This window comes from Streptomyces sp. NPDC005931, from assembly GCF_042871235.1.
Taxonomy (GTDB): Bacteria; Actinomycetota; Actinomycetes; order Streptomycetales; family Streptomycetaceae; genus Streptomyces.
This window is the reverse complement of sequence record NZ_JBIAIG010000008.1, coordinates 150,032-164,782: the sequence shown is the minus strand read 5'-3', so window position 1 is coordinate 164,782 and position 14,751 is coordinate 150,032. Positions and strand designations below refer to the sequence as shown.

Annotated in this window: 16 protein-coding genes; 9 read left to right on the top strand and 7 right to left on the bottom strand. The window is 74.3% G+C overall.

The features are described from left to right. From ACFYOV_RS20290 to ACFYOV_RS20280, 3 genes are all read right to left on the bottom strand, one after another. The gene (locus tag ACFYOV_RS20290) at window positions 1-846 is read right to left on the bottom strand and encodes a hypothetical protein (RefSeq protein WP_389089464.1); all 846 of its coding nucleotides are present in this window, start codon (window positions 844-846) and stop codon (window positions 1-3) included. A gap of 189 nt (window positions 847-1,035) precedes the next feature. After that, entirely contained in the window at window positions 1,036-1,245 is a 210-nt protein-coding gene (locus ACFYOV_RS20285; protein ID WP_389089462.1) for a DUF397 domain-containing protein, read from the bottom strand. After that, the gene (locus ACFYOV_RS20280) at window positions 1,242-2,120 is read right to left on the bottom strand and encodes a helix-turn-helix domain-containing protein (protein ID WP_389089461.1); all 879 of its coding nucleotides are present in this window, start codon (window positions 2,118-2,120) and stop codon (window positions 1,242-1,244) included. The genes ACFYOV_RS20285 and ACFYOV_RS20280 overlap by 4 nt, the downstream gene beginning before the upstream one ends. A gap of 159 nt (window positions 2,121-2,279) precedes the next feature. Here ACFYOV_RS20280 and ACFYOV_RS20275 point away from each other — a divergent pair, with 159 nt between their 5' ends. The 3 genes from ACFYOV_RS20275 to ACFYOV_RS20265 all read left to right on the top strand — a co-directional run bounded on the left by ACFYOV_RS20275 (window position 2,280) and on the right by ACFYOV_RS20265 (window position 4,144). Then, entirely contained in the window at window positions 2,280-2,711 is a 432-nt protein-coding gene (locus ACFYOV_RS20275; protein WP_389089459.1) for an ATP-binding protein, read from the top strand. A gap of 241 nt (window positions 2,712-2,952) precedes the next feature. After that, window positions 2,953-3,873: a helix-turn-helix domain-containing protein gene (locus ACFYOV_RS20270; RefSeq protein WP_389089458.1), complete on the top strand. Its 921-nt coding sequence runs from the start codon at window positions 2,953-2,955 to the stop codon at window positions 3,871-3,873. An 88-nt stretch (window positions 3,874-3,961) separates the two neighbouring features. Continuing rightward, complete coding sequence (locus ACFYOV_RS20265) at window positions 3,962-4,144, top strand: hypothetical protein (RefSeq protein ID WP_389089456.1); 183 nt, start codon at window positions 3,962-3,964, stop codon at window positions 4,142-4,144. Window positions 4,145-4,234: 90 nt separating this feature from the next. Here the strand turns inward: ACFYOV_RS20265 and ACFYOV_RS20260 are convergent, their stop codons facing one another. After that, complete coding sequence (locus ACFYOV_RS20260; RefSeq protein WP_389089455.1) at window positions 4,235-5,161, bottom strand: DUF3027 domain-containing protein; 927 nt, start codon at window positions 5,159-5,161, stop codon at window positions 4,235-4,237. 388 nt (window positions 5,162-5,549) lie between these two features. Between ACFYOV_RS20260 and ACFYOV_RS20255 the strand changes: the two genes are divergently transcribed. From ACFYOV_RS20255 to ACFYOV_RS20240, 4 genes are all read left to right on the top strand, one after another. Beyond that, window positions 5,550-6,980 (top strand): MFS transporter, encoded by a 1,431-nt coding sequence (locus tag ACFYOV_RS20255; RefSeq protein ID WP_389089453.1) that lies wholly within the window; start codon window positions 5,550-5,552, stop codon window positions 6,978-6,980. A 165-nt stretch (window positions 6,981-7,145) separates the two neighbouring features. Continuing rightward, on the top strand, window positions 7,146-7,598 hold the full coding sequence (locus tag ACFYOV_RS20250; protein WP_389089661.1) for a DUF2771 domain-containing protein: 453 nt from the start codon (window positions 7,146-7,148) through the stop codon (window positions 7,596-7,598). Next, window positions 7,568-8,311, top strand: coding sequence for a futalosine hydrolase (locus tag ACFYOV_RS20245; protein WP_389089452.1), 744 nt, complete (start codon window positions 7,568-7,570; stop codon window positions 8,309-8,311). The genes ACFYOV_RS20250 and ACFYOV_RS20245 overlap by 31 nt, the downstream gene beginning before the upstream one ends. Next, window positions 8,308-9,156: a 1,4-dihydroxy-6-naphthoate synthase gene (locus ACFYOV_RS20240; protein ID WP_389089451.1), complete on the top strand. Its 849-nt coding sequence runs from the start codon at window positions 8,308-8,310 to the stop codon at window positions 9,154-9,156. The genes ACFYOV_RS20245 and ACFYOV_RS20240 overlap by 4 nt, the downstream gene beginning before the upstream one ends. A 54-nt stretch (window positions 9,157-9,210) precedes the next feature. On the opposite strand, the gene ACFYOV_RS20235 is transcribed toward ACFYOV_RS20240, so the two are convergent. Beyond that, window positions 9,211-9,594 (bottom strand): cold-shock protein, encoded by a 384-nt coding sequence (locus ACFYOV_RS20235; protein WP_389089449.1) that lies wholly within the window; start codon window positions 9,592-9,594, stop codon window positions 9,211-9,213. A gap of 165 nt (window positions 9,595-9,759) precedes the next feature. Here ACFYOV_RS20235 and ACFYOV_RS20230 point away from each other — a divergent pair, with 165 nt between their 5' ends. Further along, on the top strand, window positions 9,760-10,008 hold the full coding sequence (locus tag ACFYOV_RS20230; RefSeq protein ID WP_389089448.1) for a hypothetical protein: 249 nt from the start codon (window positions 9,760-9,762) through the stop codon (window positions 10,006-10,008). Here the strand turns inward: ACFYOV_RS20230 and ACFYOV_RS20225 are convergent. After that, a complete protein-coding gene (locus ACFYOV_RS20225) occupies window positions 9,987-10,619 on the bottom strand; it encodes an HAD family hydrolase (protein ID WP_389089446.1) in 633 nt (210 codons plus the stop codon). The two genes, ACFYOV_RS20230 and ACFYOV_RS20225, sit on opposite strands and share 22 nt — an antisense overlap. A 110-nt stretch (window positions 10,620-10,729) precedes the next feature. Beyond that, entirely contained in the window at window positions 10,730-11,848 is a 1,119-nt protein-coding gene (locus ACFYOV_RS20220; protein ID WP_389089445.1) for a hypothetical protein, read from the bottom strand. Window positions 11,849-11,968: 120 nt separating this feature from the next. Here ACFYOV_RS20220 and ACFYOV_RS20215 point away from each other — a divergent pair, with 120 nt between their 5' ends. Further along, the gene (locus tag ACFYOV_RS20215) at window positions 11,969-14,548 is read left to right on the top strand and encodes a helicase-associated domain-containing protein (RefSeq protein ID WP_389089443.1); all 2,580 of its coding nucleotides are present in this window, start codon (window positions 11,969-11,971) and stop codon (window positions 14,546-14,548) included. Window positions 14,549-14,751: the final 203 nt, after the last annotated feature.

The window sequence follows — 14,751 nt, the reverse complement described above, 5'->3', positions numbered from 1 at the left end:
TCACTTCAGTTCCAGCTCCACCCGGTACAGCAGCTTCGCCCCGGCCTCCGCGGCGAGCCGCACCAGGTCCGTGACGGTGTGGCCCTTGGCGCCCTTCACCGAGACGGCCGTCGTGACGGGCCCGATGCGGGACTTGCTCCAGACGTACCCCTGGGGTCCGCCGGACGAGGGCCCCGAGTAGGTGCCGGACTCGAAGAGCGTGGCGTCGGCGTTCTTCACGTCCTTGGGATCCAGGTGCATCGACATCAGCCCGCTGAGCTTCTGCCCGCCGCCGAGATGCTGCACGGGGCAGCGGAAACTCTCCTGCACGGTGTCCTTCAACTCCCGCTCGGCGCCCGCCTCGTCCCGGTGCACGGTGACCGTCACCGACCCCTGGACGCGGCCCTTGCCGTCCTCGGCCGGCAGGTCGATGCGGCGGGTGTAGCTGTCCAGCACCCCCTCGGGCAGCTTCGCCCTGGTCCAGACACAGGTATCGGGAAGCACCGGCCAGGTCCCGGCCGTCTCGTACGGGTGGTGCCGGACCATGCCGGGCGTCCAGTCGGCGGGCGCGAGCGAGGCGTTGCGCGTGAGGGTGCGGGCCTGGGCCGCCGTTCGGGGTATCCGCTTCGGATCGGGCGTGAAGTCGTAGGCGTCGGGCAGGGCCCCGACGGTGCTGGGGGCCGAGGGCTCGGCGGAGGCGCTCGGTCTGCCGGAGGGGGCGGGTTCGGCCGAGGCGGTCGGCGAGGACGGTGGGCCGCCCTTCTTGGTTCCGGCCCGTTCCCCCTCGCCGCCGCAGCCGGTGAGCGCCGTGACCGCGACGGCCACGGCGGTGACCGTCGTGCGCGACGGTCGGAAGACAGTGGACATGATCCCCCCGTTGGTCATCCGCGTCCGTTGTCCGAGCACGGTCGATCGTCCGGTGATCGCCCGGCTCACATCCCGAGACGACCATAGAGGGGGGCGGCGGTTCCCTGCGCGCGGGGGCTTGCGCGCGGCGGCGACCCGCTTCCTCCGGGGAGTTGTGGGAGACAGGCTGCGTGTTCCTCGAAGGGGAGTTCAGCCCCCGGACGCGTACGGGACGAAGCGGGCCCAGGTGTACGGGGTGAAGGTGAGCCGGGGTCCGGCGGTGTTCTTGGAGTCGCGGACGTGGACGGTGCCGGGGGTGAGGGCGAGTTCTACACACGACTCACCGTTGTTGCCGCTGCTGTAGCTGCTTTTGAACCACGCCAGCTCGGAGGCGTCCCCGGCAGTGGTCTTGCGGATCATGTTTCTCCCAGCAGTTGCTCGATGAAGGCCAGCGACTCCCGAGGCGAGAGCGCCTGAGCTCGGATCGTCCCATACTGCAGTTCAAGGATGCGCAGCTGTTTGGGGTCCGAAGTCGGCCGTCCGTTGAACTCGCCATCGGCCCGGCCAACCGCCGTCCCGTCCGCGAACTTCAGCAGCTCGATCGTGCCGTCCGTCCCGGAGTGGGTCTCACAGTTCATCGGCATCACCTGAAGCACGACGTTGTGCAACCGCCCCACCTCCAAGAGGCGTTCGAGCTGCTGACGCCACACCATTGTGCCTCCGATAGGCCGACGCATAACCCCTTCCTCCAGGACGAAGCTGAGCGCCGGAGCAGGATCACGCTCGAAAACGGTTCGCCGGGCGATGCGTGCAGCCACCATGCGCTCCACGTCGTCCGGAGAGTAGGGCGGCTGAGCCGCCCCGATCACAGCTCGCGCATGTTCCGGCGTCTGCAACAAGCCATTGATGCTGTTGGACTGGTACACAGCGATCTCGACCGCTTTCGCTTCCAACTTCCCAAGCTCACGGACCTTCTTCGGGTACCGAACCTTCTTCACGTCCTCCCAGGCCGCGGCGATGAGCCCGCCCGCGTTCAGGATCTCGTCCGCCTTGTCCAGGAACTCCTGGCGAGGGATCCGCTTGCCACCCTCGATCTTGTAGATCATGTCCTCGCCGTACCCGACGACCCGGCCGAACTCGGCAGCCCGCATCCCCGCCGCCTCGCGACGCAGCTTCAACTGCCGCCCGACGGTCGTGATGACCGCGACGCCCCACTCGTCGTCCGGGTCCACCTCCCAACCCGGTTCGTCCGCCTCTTCCTTGAGCCGACCCGCCTCCGCCTCGACCGCCGTCATGCCGCACCTCTCCCTCGGAATCGTCCGTGACGCACCCGGCGCCCTACCCGTACCAACCGTCGGCACAGCCACGACAGCACCGGACAACCTCCGGACAGTGACCGTACGTACGCGCCAAGTGACCTCTCACGGTAAGCAGATCCGGCCACGCTGAGTGATGTGAATCAGCAAATCGCCGAACCCGACGCCCCCCTCAAGAACTTCAGCGTGCAGCTCTCCTCCACGCCGCGCGGCGCCCGCCTCGCGCGTCTGCTCGCCGTGGAGCAACTGCGCTCATGGGGGCTGCCGTTGGACCCGGCCCGGCAGATCATCGCGGAGCTGGCCGTCAACGCGGCCACGCACGGTCGCGTACCGGGCCGCGACTTCCGGCTGACGCTCTACGTCGTCGGCGGCACCCTCCGCATCGAGGTGACCGACACCCGGGGCGAACGACCGCCCGAGCGGCGAGCACCCTCCCCGGACGCGGAGTCGGGCAGGGGCCTGCTCCTGGTCGACGCGCTCGCGGACCGCTGGGGTGTGACGGACGGCCGCTTCCCGCGCAAGACGGTCTGGGCCGAACTGCGGCTCACCGCACCGAAACCCGAGATCTGAAGCTCCGGTGCCGACGGCGCCTTACCAAGCAAGAACCCGGGGGAGAGAACCCCACCAAGCCCACCCCTCCCGCCCGAGACCTGCCGTCACTCGGGCGGGTGAACATCACCTGCTCAGCTGGATTTTCGAGCGGCCGACACCTCTACGCTCAGCGCACACAACCGAAAAAGACTTCGGCCCCCGCCGGGATTGCCGTCCCAGTGCGAGGGCCTGACCACCAAGGAAGACAAGCCCCTTCCCGATGGATACCGAAAACCCTAGCGCGCCCCCGCGCGCCCAGTCAGCCGCGCGCCGCAATCCGACCCGTTCGCGTCATGCCGGCGGCGTGATCCATGAGAACACCCGCCACACCACCCGCTTCACGGTGATCGGCAACCACCTCACCCAGCACCGGGAGCTGTCCCTCCTGGCGATCGGACTGGCCTGCCACATCCAGTCCCTCCCCGGGGGCACCCCGGCCGACATCAAGTCCCTCGCCGCCCGCTTCCCCGAGGGGCCGACCCGTATCGCCGCCGCCCTGCGCGAACTGGAGGCCCACGGCTACCTGCGCCGCGAACGCCACCGCACCCCCGCCGGCCGCATCGTCACCCGCACGGTCTCCTGCAACCAGCCGCAGGCGCGCAGGACCGCCCACCACCCCGAGCCGGTACCCGCCACGGCCCCGGCGCCCGATCCGGCCCCGTCCCGGAGTCCGAAGCCCCCGGCGCCCCGCAAGAAGCACCCCCTGCCACCCGTGCCGCGCCCCGCCCATCCCGCCCCCGCCCTCCTCCGGCAGGCCACCGAGCTGCTCGCCGGTCTGCACCGGCACGAACCCCGCCTGCTGCTCAGCGCGTGCGACACGGCCCACCTCGCTCCCGGCGTCGCCGCCTGGCTCGAACGCGAGGCCGCCCCGGCCGCCGTACGCCATGCCCTGACCGCCGACCTCCCGCCCGAGGGCGTACGCCGCCCCGCAGCGCTCCTGGCACACCGCATCACGGCGCACCTCCTGCCCCCGCCTCCGTTCCGCGCCCCGGCCGCGCCTCCCCCTGCCCGATACGAGCTGCGCAACTGCGACGGCTGCGACCGGGCCTTCCGCTCACCCGAGCCCGGAGCCCGCTGCCGCGACTGCCGCACGGCGGCAAGCGGGGCATTACCTGACCGCGTCCTCTCATCCACCCTCTGAACAGGAGAAACGTACGGCGATGTTCGCGCCCCGGTACCCCAACCGTCCCGGACCACTACGCTGGCCAGTGCACTCCCGGGAGGACTCCATGAGCACGCAGGCCGACCACGGACACGAGCTGATTCCCCTCCCCGAGCAGACCCCCGACGCCCTGCGGGCCGCCCTCGCCGTCGTCGACCCGGGGCGTCCTACGAGGAAGCGACGGACCGCGCGTGAGGCGTGCCCCCGTCCGTGGCGTGGCAGTTCCTCAGTCGCCGTCACCGGTCCGTAGCCGGGTCCTCGCCCGGTCCCGGCAGGGTCCGGATCGTCCGGCGCTCCGATCGCGTCCGTCCGCGCGAGCGGCACGGCCGCCGCTGTGACCCTAGGAGTGCCCCAGATCCGCCGACGACGCGTCCTCCGCCGCCGGGACCGAGCCGGAGTCCGCGGACGGGCGCAGGGGGAAGGGGTCGACGCGGGTCTCGTCGATGACCGGCGGGGCGGGCTGCGGCGGCTTGGGCATGACCGCGGCCTCCGAGTGGCCACCGCAGCCGTACGCCAGGGACACCACGCGCCCGTCGGCCGGGGAGAACTCGTTCGCGCACACGCCGAAGGCCTGGCCGAGGGAGCCGCCGATGGGGACGAGGAAGCCACAGCTGACGCAGGAGGCGGGCGCCGCCTGGGCCATGGGCGTCTTCGCGCCGTACGCCTCCTCCCAGCGGTCGGCCGCGGTGTGCAGGCCGTAGCGGGACAGGACGCGGGCGCGGCGCATGCCCAGTTCCTCGGCGACGGCCGCGATGGAGCCGCGCGAGGGGGCGACGGCGAGGTGCGCCGGGGTGCCCTCGGTGACCTCCGCGTCCTCGGCCTCCACCAGCTCGGCCATCTCCCCGGAGACCGCCGAGTTCGGCGGCGGCTGCTCCTCACCGGAGTAACCGGGCTCCAGGCGCAGGTCCTCTGCGTCGGTGGGCAGCAGGTCCCCGGGGCCCATGTCGCCGGGGCGCAGTCGCTCGCTCCACGGCACCCACTCGGGGGCCAGCACGGCGTCGGGGCCGGGCAGCAGCACCGCCTCGTCCACGGTGACGATCTTGGCGCGGGAGGCGCGGGCGACGGTGACGGCCCAGCGCCAGCCGCGGTACCCGAGCTCCTTGCACTCGAAGAAGTGCGTGACGACGCGGTCGCCCTCGGCGACCAGTCCCGCGTGCTCCCCGACGACCCCGGGCGCGGCGGCCTCCTCGGCTGCGGCGCGGGCGAGGTCGACGGCCTCGGCGCACAGGCGGTCGGGGGTGCGGCTTCGCGTTGTCGCTGCGCTCACAGGTATCGCTTCTCTCCTACGCCGTCTCACGAGTGCGCCACTCCCAGCGCGGGGGCGGACGGAGCGGACCGGGGGACCGCGTCGACGTCCGCGCCGAAACGTGCTCGGGCGCGCCTCCATCCATTCTGCGGGATGGCTGAGATACGCACGCTACCTTCTCGCGTGCGCTGGGCCTACACCGACGGTTGTTCTCACCGCCGCGCGCCGGTCCCCGGGCCGGATGCGGGGCTCCCGACAGGAGGCCCGCGGGGCGTGTTCCCGCCGCCGCCGGGCGGGCGTCCCGGCGCGGCGGCCGGCGCACCCCGCCGTTCGGCCGGACAGCCGCACCCCTGGCCCCGTCCACGCCGTTACGGCACTACGCACCGCCAACTCGGGGCACTATGACGTCGTGGCTACCGCGAGGACACCCCAGGGCGCCACCGGGACCGGTGGGTCGAAAGGGGTCAAGGGGAGCGGCCGACGCTTCGGGACGGGCCGGGCGGGCGGCCGTCTCCGCGCGTTCGGCCGGGCACTGCACTTCCCGGTGACCGGGACCGCCCGCGGCATCCGCAGAGCGACGCACGCGCACGGCGCCGGGGAGTCGGGGCTGGGCAAGCTGATCGAGCTGCACGGGGTGAACGGCGCCGGCGACGTCATGATCACCGTCGCGCTCGCCTCCACCGTCTTCTTCTCCGTGCCGACCGACGAGGCCCGGGGCCGGGTCGCGCTGTACCTGGCGATCACCATGGCGCCGTTCACCGTCCTCGCCCCGGTGGTCGGCCCGCTGCTCGACCGCCTCCCGCACGGCCGCCGCGCCGCGATGGCCGGCGCGATGCTCGCCCGCGCGTTGCTCGCCCTGGTCCTGTCCGGCGCCGTGATCACCGGCGGCATCGAGCTGTACCCGGCCGCGCTCGGCGTGCTGGTCGCCTCCAAGGCGTACGGCGTGGTCAGAAGCGCGGTCGTGCCCCGGCTGCTGCCACCCGCCTTCTCCCTGGTGAAGGCCAACTCACGGGTCACCCTCGGCGGGCTGCTGGCCACCGGGATCGCGGCGCCGATCGGCGCGGGGCTCCAGCAGATCGGACCACGCTGGCCGTTGTACGGGGCATTTGTGATCTTCATCGCGGGCACGGTGCTGTCCTTCACGCTGCCGCCGAAGGTGGACTCCGCCAAGGGCGAGGACACCGCCCTGCTCGCGGCGGACGAACGGCACCTGCACGGCCCGCACCTCAAGCCGGTCAAGCGCCCCGGGCTGCGCACGGTCGGCCCGGCCGTCACCCACGCGCTCGGGGCCAACGCCGCGATCCGCTGCCTGACCGGCTTCCTGATCTTCTTCCTGGCGTTCCTGCTGCGCGAGCACCCGATGACCGGCCAGAGCGCCGCGGTGTCCCTGGGCATAGTGGGCGTGGCGGCGGGCGCGGGCAACGCGCTCGGCACCGCGGTCGGGGCCTGGCTCCGGTCCCGGGCCCCGGAGATCATCATCGTGACGGTGGTGGCGTGCGTCCTGGGTGCGGCGATCACGGCCGCGGTGTTCTTCGGCGCCCTCCTGGTGGCCTGCCTGGCCGCCGTCGCCGGCTTCGCGCAGGCGCTGGCCAAGCTGTCCCTGGACGCGCTGATCCAGCGGGACGTGCCGGAACTGGTCCGGACCTCGGCGTTCGCCCGGTCCGAGACGCTGCTGCAGGTGTCGTGGGTGCTGGGCGGCGCGATCGGCATCGCCATGCCGCTGATCGGCACGCTGGGCCTGGCCGTGGGCGCCGGGATCGTCGGCACGGGCTGGCTGCTCACGGTGCGCGGCCTCCTCGGCTCGGCCCGCCGCGGCAGCGCGCGGGCCCGAGTGGCGTAACGCCGCCGGGGGTCCGCGGCACCGTGCAGTCCCGGGCCGCGTCGCCCCGGCGCGGCGGGCCCACGGCCACCCGTGGCGTAACGCTCCGGCCACGCCGCACCCCCACGTGGGAGGAGCTCCGGGCGTGCCCGATAGCCTTCGGTCATGACCACGTTGCAATCCGCTGTGCGACGCCGCCGCGCCGTCGCCGCCGCCGGCGCCGTATCCGCCGGACTGCTCGTCCTGTCTGCCTGCGACAAGCCGACGGCGATGTCCACGATCACCGTGGGCAGCTCCTCGGTGAGCTCCGAGGCCACCTGCGGCGGCGAGGGCGAGGCCCTGAAGTCCGCCGACGTGAACAAGTGCCTGAAGGACAAGGGCATCGACGAGATCACGGTCGACCCGGACGAGACCGTGCGCTTCGGGGTGGACCCCGAGATCGCGGACGAGGGCTGGACGATCCTGATGAACGGCCAGCCGCTCACCGACTCCAGCACGAAGACCTACCGCACCATCCCGGGCAGCGTGTTCTTCAACGCCCAGTACGGCGCCCAGGGCGACTCCACCCTGGTGTCGATCAAGGAGGGCGAGAAGGACGCCACGGGCCTGTGGTCCTTCCGGCTGAAGAAGGACTCCTGATCACGTCGTCCCTCCGCGTGCTCGTGGCCACCGCCGTCCCCGTCGAACGGGACGCGGTGGCCGGGGCGTTCCCGGGGCCCCTGCGTGAGGTGCCCCTGCCCGGGGCGACCCTGCACGAGGTCCCCGGCGGGCCCGATCTGCTGGCCGCCGGGGTCGGACCGGCGCGCGCCGCCGCCTCCACGGCCACCGCGCTCACCGCCGCCGCGCTGGCCGGCCGCCCCTACGGCCTCGTCGTCTGTGCCGGGATCGCCGGCGGCTTCCCGCCGGACGCCCCCGTCGCCTCCCTCGTCGTCGCCGACGAGATCACCGCGGCCGACCTGGGCGCCGAGACGGACGGCGGGTTCCTGCCGGTCACCGAGCTCGGCTTCGGCACCGTCACCCACCGGCCGCCCGCCGGACTGGTCCGGGAGGCGGCCGCCGCGACCGGCGCGCGGGCCGGCACCGTGCTCACCGTGTCGACGGTGACCGGGACCGCCGCCGGCGCCGCACGGCTCCGCTCCCGCCACCCCCGCGCCCTCGCCGAGGCCATGGAGGGCTTCGGGGTCGCCGAGGCCGCCGCCACGCACGGGGTGCCCGCGCTGGAGCTGCGGGCGGTGTCGAACCCCGTCGGCCCGCGCGACCGGGCCGCCTGGCGCATCGGCGACGCCCTGACGGCCCTCACCGAGGGCTTCGGGAAGCTCTCACCCGTCCTGCAGAGTTGGAACCCGGCATGACAGTCGAACCGCTGCGTATCGCCTACTCCCCCTGCCCGAACGACACCTTCGTCTTCGACGCCCTGGCCCACGGCCGCGTCCCCGGCGCCCCCGCGCTCGACGTGACCTTCGCCGACATCGACGTCACCAACGGCATGGCCGAGCGCGGCGAGCACGACGTGCTGAAGGTGTCGTACGCGGTGCTGCCGTACGTCCTCGACGACTACGCCCTGCTGCCCTGCGGGGGCGCGCTGGGGCGGGGCTGCGGGCCGCTGGTGCTGACGCGGGAGGAGGGCGTCGACCTGACGGGGCGCACGGTGGCGGTGCCGAGCGAGCGGTCGACGGCGTATCTGCTGTTCCGGCTGTGGGCGGCGGACGTGGTGCCCGGCGGCGTCGGGGAGATCGTCGTCCTGCCGTTCCACGAGATCATGCCGGCCGTGCGGGACGGGAAGGTCGACGCGGGCCTGGTGATCCACGAGGCGCGCTTCACGTACCGGAACTATGGGCTGCACCGTCTCGCCGACATGGGCGAGCACTGGGAGAGCACCACCGGGCTGCCGATCCCGCTGGGCGCGATCATCGCGAAGCGGTCACTGGGCGCACAGACACTGACGCTGCTGGCCGAGTCGATCCGCACGTCCGTACGGGCCGCCTGGGACGACCCCCGGGTGAGCCGCCCGTACGTCCTGGAGCACGCCCAGGAGATGGACCCGGCCGTCGCCGACCAGCACATCGGGCTGTACGTCAACGAGTTCACCGCGGACCTCGGCGAGGACGGCTACGCGGCGGTGCGGGGCCTGCTGACGCGCGCGGCGGCCGAGGGGCTGGTGCCGCCCCTCGGCCCGGACGCGCTGCGGTTCCCCTGAGCCGGACGGCCCGAGCACCAGCCCGCCTGTCACCAACGTCCCGGGACAGCACACCTAGACGTCGAGCTGGTCGGCGACCGCCCGCAGCAGGCCGGCGATCTTCTTGCCGGAGGCGCGGTCGGGGTAGCGGCCCTTCTCCAGCGACGGCGTGATGTTCTCCAGCAGGGTCGTCAGGTCCTGCACGATGGAGGCGAGTTCGTCCGGCTTCTTGCGCTGGGCCGCGGCCACCGACGGGGTCGGGTCCAGGAGGGTCAGGGAGAGCGCCTGGTCACCGCGCTGCCCGGCGACCACGCCGAACTCCACGCGCTGGCCCGGCTTGAGCGTCTCGACTCCGGCGGGGAGGACCGAGGAATGGACGAAGACGTCACCGCCGTCGTCGCGGGAGAGAAAGCCGAAGCCCTTCTCACTGTTGAACCACTTGACCTTGCCGGTGGGCACCGTCTGTCCTCGTCCTCGTACTCGTCGGAAAACTGCTTCTGAAACGGCTCTTGATAGCACTCGGGCGGGCCGTCGTGACCCGCCGGTACCAAGGCTAATGGTCTTCAGGCCGGTGACAAGACGTCACCCGGTTGTTCCTTTCGCGCCAGGAACTACCCTGGTCCGGTGCGTGACAAAACCCAAGCGAATTCCGCCGCGCCCGGTGACCGTCTGGTCCGTACCGGCGCCGTCGTCTTCTTCATCGGTGCCGTGGCCACACTGGTCACGGTGGCCCCGCTGTTCCTCGGAACGACGCCCTTTCCCACGTACATGTTCGGATTGAGCATGCTCATGGCGGTCGGATTCCTGATGGCCGGTGCGGGAGTGCTGCGGTCGGTCGCCGCCGGACGCCGTCAGGCGCGGGCCGGGCGGTAGCCCGAAAACCACGCCGGGAATTCCGTGATACCGGCGAGGACGACATCCGCACCGGCCGCACTCAGTTCCCCGGCGTCGCACGGCCCGGTGGCCACGGCGACCGAGAGCGCGCCGGCGGCCCGCGCGCCGCGCACGTCGCCCACGTGGTCGCCGACGTACACGTCCGCGCCGTGCTCGCGCAGCGCGAGCGCCTTCCGCTCGGCCCACAGGTCGCCGATCACGGCGTCCGGTTCGATGCCGAGGTGGGCGAGGTGCAGCTTGGCGTTGGGCTCGTACTTGGCCGTGACGACGACGGCCCGCCCGCCGGCCTCCCGCACGGCCGCGATCGCCTCGCGGGCGCCGGGCAGCGCGGGCGTGGCGGTGATCGCGAAGGCCGGGTACATCGCCCGGTACAGGTCCGCCACCTCCTCGACCCGCTCGGCCGGGAACCAGTGGCCCAGCTCGTCCACCAGCGGCGGCCCGAGCCGGGTGACCGCGAGATCGGCGTCCACGAACGTCCCGGTCCGCTCGGCCAGCGCCAGGTAGCAGGCCCGGATACCGGGCCGGGAGTCGATCAGCGTCATGTCGAGATCGAATCCGACGGTCGGTGCGGTACGGGTCGTGGAGGCCATGGTCGCCATTGTGCCGGGGGCGGCCGGGACGCCCGTGGGGCGGCCGGGCGGGGCCGCCGGCCCCGATGTGCCGTGTGCTCCGTCGGTTCGACGGACCGTCGGCGTCGGGGCTAGGCGTGGGGGCGGCGGGCCCGCCAGGTCAGGTACAGGGCGGAGGCCAGCGCAGCGGTGCGCAGGACCCAGGGCCAGGTTTCGGCGACCGCGTCGTTCATGTGGCCCTCGGTGATCGGGTCGCCCCAGCGGCCCTCGGTACGGCCCCACAGCCAGACGACACCGGCCGTGGCGGCCAGTCCCGGGAGGCCCAGGACCGCCCACTTGGCCTGGGCCGGGGTGAGGCGGCGGGACAGGTGGGCGAGGAGCCAGCCGAGGGCCAGCGGCAGCAGGGTGCCGAGCACCGCACCCGCGACCAGCAGGGCGGCGGCGATCAGCAGCAGGGGGTTGCTCCAGCCGCCCGCGGGCCACAGGCGCCGGCGGGCGGGGGCGGCGGCCGGCGCCGGATCGGCCGCGGCGGCGGCCGGCCCGCCCCCCGTGCCGCGCGTCCAGGGCAGGCTCCTGCGGAAGCCCCTACGGGGGCCCGCAACGGCCCCTTCGGCGCCGCCCCCCGCCGCGTCCCGCCCGGTGTCCTTCCCGGTGTCCTTGCCCTCGCCACCGGGCTCCTGCTTCGGCGGCGGCTTCAGCAGTTCCGGGATCTCCACGCCGCCCACGAAGCCGGGCACCTCGTCGCCGACGCCGAAGGGGCTGCTGTCCACCCGCCACCAGTCGGGCTGGCTCGCGCTGTCGCCGAGTTCGTCGGTGCCGGCGCGGTGCGGCGGGGACGGGACGTCGGCGGGCGCGGCGCCCGGCTCCCCGGCGGGGCGGGCCGGGCGGGGGCGGGGCACCACGCGGCGCAGGACGCCCTTCGGGCGCTCCCCGGACGCGTCGTCACCCCGCTGCGGCTCGCGGTCGCGCTGGACGGGGACGGCGGCGGCCGGCGCCGGCCGGGTGGCGCCCGCCTGGGGGTGCTCGTCCGTGGCCGCGTCGACGACCTCGTACGGGGTGCCGAGGCGGGAGATGATGCGGCGCACCGCGGCGGGCGAGTCCACGACCGCCTTCGCGCGGCGCCGGTCGATCTCGTCCCGCAGCTGAGCGACCAGACGCATGCGGGCGGCCGACGGGAGCTGCCGCTGCTGGGCCACGTCCCCGACGCGGCTCAGATACTCGTAGACGACCCGGTCACTCTCGATACCCACGAAGTCCCCTCCGGGGCGGATGCGTTGGGACACCCCGACGCACGACGGTACCGCGAGTCCCGGCGGCCGGCCCAACCGCGGACCACCCCACCGGCGTAGCCACCCGCTAACGTGAGGCGGATGAGCACCGAGGAGAAGCCCGCGGCACCCCGATCCCTCGCTGAGGCGCTCCGGGCCCGGGACGACGTCTCCCTGGCCGTGCTGCTGCGCAGCCGGCCCGATCTCATCACGCCCGTGCCCACCGATCTCACCCAGCTCGCCACCCGGGCCGGGACCCGTGCCTCGGTGGTCCGGGCGCTGGAGCGGCTGGACCGCTTCACCCTGCAGACGGCTCAGGCGCTGGCGGTGGCGGGCGACCCGGCGACGTTCGGGGAACTGCTCGGGCTGCTGGCCGGCGACGCGGGCGACCCGGCGGTCGGCGCAGCGCTTCCGCACGCGCTCGGCACCCTGCGCGAGCAGGCGCTGGTGTGGGGCGACGACGACCGGCTGCGGCTGGTCCGCACGGCCCGCGAGCTCCTCTCGCCGTCCCCGCAGCACCCGTCGCCGACCGGTCTCGGGCCGACCGTGCGGGAGGCCACGGCCGGGATGTCGCCGGGCCGGATCCAGGAGATCGTGACGGCCGCGGGGCTGCCGTCCACGCACGACCCGGTCTCCGCCGTGACGTCCCTGACCGCCCTGTTCACCGACCGGAAGCGGATGGCCGCGCTGCTCGCGCAGGCCCCCGAGGAGTCCCGGGAGGTGCTGGAGCGGCTGGTGTGGGGGCCGCCCTACGGCCAGGTCACCGCCGACCCGGCGCCCCGGCTGCGCTGGCTGCTGGACCGGGGGCTGCTGCTGCCTACCGCGCCGGGCACGGTCGTCCTGCCGCGCGAGGTCGCCCTGCATCTGCGGGGCGGGCGGGCGCACCGTACGCCGGAGCCGCTGCCGCCGCCCGTGGAGGTCGCCGCCGCGCACCGTCCGCAGGTGGTGGACGCGACGGCGGCCGGGCAGGCGTTCACGGCGCTGGCGACCGTCGAGGAACTGCTGAAGGACTGGCACGAGGGCGGTCCGCAGGTGCTGCGGGCCGGCGGGCTGAGCGTGCGGGACCTGAAGCGGACGGCCGTCGCCCTGGACGTGCCCGAGCCCGTCGCCGCGTTCTGGGTCGAACTGGCCTACGCCGCCGGGCTGCTGGCCTCCGACGGCGAGGCCGACGAGCGGTACGCGGCGACCCCGGCCTACGACGAGTGGCGGGAGCGGCCCGCCGCCGAGCGCTGGGCGTCGCTGGTCACGGCGTGGCTCGTGGTGACCCGGACGCCGGGGCTGGTCGGCGGGCGGGACGCGAAGGACCGCGTCCTGTCGGCGCTGGGTCCGGGCCTGGACCGCTCGGCCGCGCCCGAGGTGCGGCACCGGGTGCTGGCCCTGCTGGCGGGTCTGCCGGAGGGCGCCGCGCCGGTCGCGGAGTCGGTGCCGGCCCGGTTGCGGTGGGAGCGGCCGTTGCGCGCGGGGCGGGGTGCCGCGGCGGACGCTGCCCGGGGCGGCAGCCCGGGCGAGGGCGACGGCGACGACCTGCGCTCGCGCCTCGCCCGGTGGACGCTCACCGAGGCGGAGATGCTGGGCGTCACCGGACGCGGTGCCCTGTCCACGCACGGGCGCGCCCTGATCGGGGCGCCGGCGCCGAAGGTCCCGGAGGCGGTTCCGGAGGGACCCGGCGACAAGCTCCCCGTGCACCACCGCCGTGTGCCGCCCCCGGCCCCCCTCTCCCCCGCCGAGCAGGCCACGGCCGCCGGCGTCGCCGCGCGGCTGCTCGCCCCGCTGCTGCCCGAGCCGGTGGACCACGTGCTGCTCCAGGCCGACCTGACGGCGGTGGCGCCGGGGCCCCTGCGACGCCCGCTCGCCGACACGCTGGACGTGCTGGCCGACGTGGAGTCCAAGGGCGGGGCGACCGTGTACCGGTTCACGCCGGGCTCCGTACGCCGTGCCCTGGACGCCGGGCGGACCGCCGCCGACCTGCACGCCTTCCTCGCCGCGCACTCCCGCACGCCGGTACCGCAGCCGCTGGCGTACCTGATCGACGACGTGGCCCGCAGGCACGGGCACCTGCGGGTGGGCGGCGCCTCGGCGTACGTGCGCTGCGACGACGAGGCGGTGCTGGGCGAGATCCTCGCCGACCGGCGGGCGGGCGGTCTCGGGCTGCGCCGGCTCGCGCCGACCGTGCTGGCGGCGCAGGTCGCACCGGCCGCCCTGCTGGAGGGGCTGCGGGCGATGGGCTTCGCACCGGCCGCCGAGTCCGCCGAGGGCGACGTCGTGATCGCCCGTGCCGACGCCCACCGGACTCCGCCGCGCACCGCGCCCGAGCCGGTTCCGGAGGGGCCGCCGGTGCCCGACGACACCCTGCTCACGGCGGCGATCCGCGCCATCCGGGCCGGCGACCTCGCCTCCACCGCCCCGCGCAAGCCGGCCGCCGGCGAACGGTCCGGGCCCGGGGAGCTGCCGCGCACGTCGGCCGCCGAGACCCTCGCCACCGTGCAGGCCGCCGTCCTGACCGGCGAGGCCCTGTGGATCGGCTACGTCAACGCGGAGGGCGCCGCCAGCCAGCGGCTGATCGCACCGATCCGCGTCGAGGGCGGCTTCGTCACGGCGTACGACCACACCGCGGACGAGGTCCGCACGTATCCGCTGCACCGGATCACGGGGGCGGCGGAGCTGGCGGACGGGGACGCCTGAGGGGGCGGCGCCGGGCACGGGGGCAGCGGACGCGGGGGTGCGCGTTCGGGGAGACGGGCCCTGGGTGCGGGCACGGAGGCGCGGGCTCGCCGACGCGGGCCGCCGCGGCGCCGGTGAAGAAGCTCACGCCCTTCCCGCCCGAGCAGCCGGGCCCGCTCCGGTCACCACACGCGGTGGATCAGGCAAACTGGACGTTTGGCCGT

Excerpts from the sequence above, each read along its gene's own strand:
- ACFYOV_RS20225 (WP_389089446.1), bottom strand. The coding sequence starts at position 10,619 with ATGGCCTCCACGACCCGTACCGCACCGACCGTCGGATTCGATCTCGAC.
- ACFYOV_RS20265 (WP_389089456.1), top strand. The coding sequence starts at position 3,962 with ATGAGCACGCAGGCCGACCACGGACACGAGCTGATTCCCCTCCCCGAG.
- ACFYOV_RS20285 (WP_389089462.1), bottom strand. The coding sequence starts at position 1,245 with ATGATCCGCAAGACCACTGCCGGGGACGCCTCCGAGCTGGCGTGGTTC.
- ACFYOV_RS20240 (WP_389089451.1), top strand. The coding sequence starts at position 8,308 with ATGACAGTCGAACCGCTGCGTATCGCCTACTCCCCCTGCCCGAACGAC.
- ACFYOV_RS20270 (WP_389089458.1), top strand. The coding sequence starts at position 2,953 with ATGGATACCGAAAACCCTAGCGCGCCCCCGCGCGCCCAGTCAGCCGCG.
- ACFYOV_RS20280 (WP_389089461.1), bottom strand. The coding sequence starts at position 2,120 with ATGACGGCGGTCGAGGCGGAGGCGGGTCGGCTCAAGGAAGAGGCGGAC.
- ACFYOV_RS20290 (WP_389089464.1), bottom strand. The coding sequence starts at position 846 with ATGTCCACTGTCTTCCGACCGTCGCGCACGACGGTCACCGCCGTGGCC.
- ACFYOV_RS20215 (WP_389089443.1), top strand. The coding sequence starts at position 11,969 with ATGAGCACCGAGGAGAAGCCCGCGGCACCCCGATCCCTCGCTGAGGCG.